The organism is Mesorhizobium sp. M7A.F.Ca.MR.148.00.0.0 (assembly GCF_003997735.1).
Taxonomy (GTDB): domain Bacteria; phylum Pseudomonadota; class Alphaproteobacteria; order Rhizobiales; family Rhizobiaceae; genus Mesorhizobium.
In genome coordinates this window covers 3,774-5,871 of record NZ_RZTB01000191.1, presented here as the reverse complement: position 1 = coordinate 5,871, position 2,098 = coordinate 3,774, and the positions used below count along the sequence as shown (strand labels likewise).

3 protein-coding genes and 1 pseudogene are annotated in these 2,098 nt (G+C 60.6%); all 4 read right to left on the bottom strand.

Translation table 11 applies throughout. The features are described from left to right. Positions 1-470 (bottom strand): annotated as a pseudogene (locus tag EOB49_RS36680) (hypothetical protein); the annotation flags it as partial. Continuing rightward, positions 470-1,069, bottom strand: a complete 600-nt coding sequence (locus EOB49_RS32290; RefSeq protein WP_127383350.1) for a hypothetical protein — start codon at positions 1,067-1,069, stop codon at positions 470-472. The pseudogene EOB49_RS36680 and the gene EOB49_RS32290, both read right to left, overlap by 1 nt. Before the next feature lie 4 nt (positions 1,070-1,073). Beyond that, the gene (locus EOB49_RS36675) at positions 1,074-1,235 is read right to left on the bottom strand and encodes a hypothetical protein (RefSeq protein ID WP_164781887.1); all 162 of its coding nucleotides are present in this window, start codon (positions 1,233-1,235) and stop codon (positions 1,074-1,076) included. Positions 1,236-1,301: 66 nt separating this feature from the next. Next, on the bottom strand, positions 1,302-2,098 hold a 797-nt coding region (locus EOB49_RS32285), incomplete at its 5' end, for a Coat protein (protein ID WP_245472941.1).

Genomic DNA, 2,098 nt, shown 5'->3' with positions numbered 1-2,098 from the left:
GGGTCGTAGGGACCGTCGAGGAATTCGAAATCTTCGAGCGTCCAAGTCGTGTGCGCCGTGCGCGTTATCACCTTCGGCGGATAGTCCCGATGAGTGATCCACATCTGGTCAGCTGACTGGATATAGGTCAGTTCGAACAGATCGGCTTCAAGGTATGGTGACGTTACCTCAACCGTGCCGACGCGCGCGCCGTAGGCAAAGACCCTAATGTATTGATCGCCGAATTCTAGCGCATAGGCTTGATCGGCCGAGAAGATGAAAGGGATCATCCGCGTCTTCTTCGACGACGTCTTCACCTCATTGACGAAGTATGTGCCACCACGCTTTCGAATGCCGCCATGGGGTAGTGTCACAAGGTTCGTGCATTGCGACAGAGCCGCCCGGTAGAGGTCGAGAGTTGCGCGGGCATGCAGGCGCGGGCTGATTTCGCCGCGGACAAAGGTGTCCTGGATTGGGTAGAGCGTTGCCATCAGCGAACGGCCCCGTTGTCGCCGCGCTGATAGGCCCAGGACGATGTTGACTGTCTTGCGCCGCGTTGGACAGCCTGCGAAGCGAACGCTGCGTCCACGGCCCTGTCGTAGCCGTTGCGCGCGATGTCGATCATGTTGGCCTTGTGGGTGAGGGGATGGGCAATCTTGATGGCCAGCGCGCCGACGAGGACTTCCGTGAACAGCGCATCCCAGTCATTCGGGTCAGTCAGGTTTCCCACATAGCGGATGATCAGCGGCCCCGAGCGATCCGAGTAGATCACGCCGGCTTCTTGGCGCCACGAGATCGCCACGCCATCGGGCTCGCCGTCATGGGTGAGCGGGAGCGGCCGCAGGCAATCGGCTGGAAGCTCATAGGCCCAATTGAGAGTGCAGTCGCCCGAGCCGGTATCAGCACCAGTCACTGTGGCGCGCAAGATTGCAAAGACCCACGCATACTTCGTCAACTCGGCTTCGCGCGTCTGGTTGAAATGGAGGTTGAGCATGCGCGCGGCTTTGATGTCCTGATCGAGGCTATCGATCGGCGACTCGTCCAGCACGGCCAGCGCCATATTCGCGACGTCGAGTTCCGTGAGGGCCATAAGGTCAGACCTTCAGGCTCGTATGGCGAGCCGGCTTCTTCGGCAGGCCACGCGAATTGAGCACCTGTATGAACGGGCTGGGATTGAGCCGTTCGGCTTGCTCACGGAACTGTCGGCGCACCGCCTCTTTGCGGGTTTCGGCGGACCTACGCTTGCTGGTAATCATGATTGTCCTCACGACAAAAGGGCGAGCAGCCGAAGCCACTCGCCCGTTTTCAGTTCCCAGGCCCGATCAGGCCTCGGTGGTCTTGAGTGCGATGAACGTCATGTTCTTGACGCTCGACGCGGTGCGGTCCCAGTTTGCTGCAAGCGCCAGTTCCGCATCCGTGGCGAATTCTCCGGCCGAGGAGGCGTCGAGGAAGCGCGTGCCGGGAACGTGAGGAACGAAGTGGCGACGTGCCACCATTTCCGTCACGCCACCACCATGGGCCTGGCGAGGCTTGCGATCGAACTCCAGCGGACCGCCTTCCGTATTCACCGGAAGCTCGTTCCACATGATCGCCTTGTCCTTGAACATGAACGCCGTGTAGACGCCGGTCGCCACCGGGATGTCGTCGTCGACCACCACACGCAGGTTCATGTAGTACGGGATCAGCGGGCCGCCCTGCTGGGACGACGGGACATAGTCGATCAGATCAGCCAGCTTGAGAGCCTTCATCTGCTTCGAATGCATCCAGATCGTCTTGAACTTGTCGGCACGATCGCCCATCAGGTACGCCGCTTCGATGATGTCGGTGTCGACAATCGAGGCGCCGGTCACGCGGACGAGGTCGCCGGCATCGTTGGCGACGTTGTCGGCGATCACGCCCTTCAGGATGCTGACTAGCGTCAGCTTGTTGGCACGCTGCCAATAGTCGGTCTGACGCTGGACGATCAGCTTCTGCGGGTCGGAACCGGCGAGGATGCTGGTCAGGTCCGGAATGCCCCACGCGTTTGCGCGGATGTTACGAGCCGCGACTTCACGGCGCGAACCGATCTTCTTCATCTCGATGCTGTCAGTCGGATCATCGTTGATGGGTTCCGACGGGT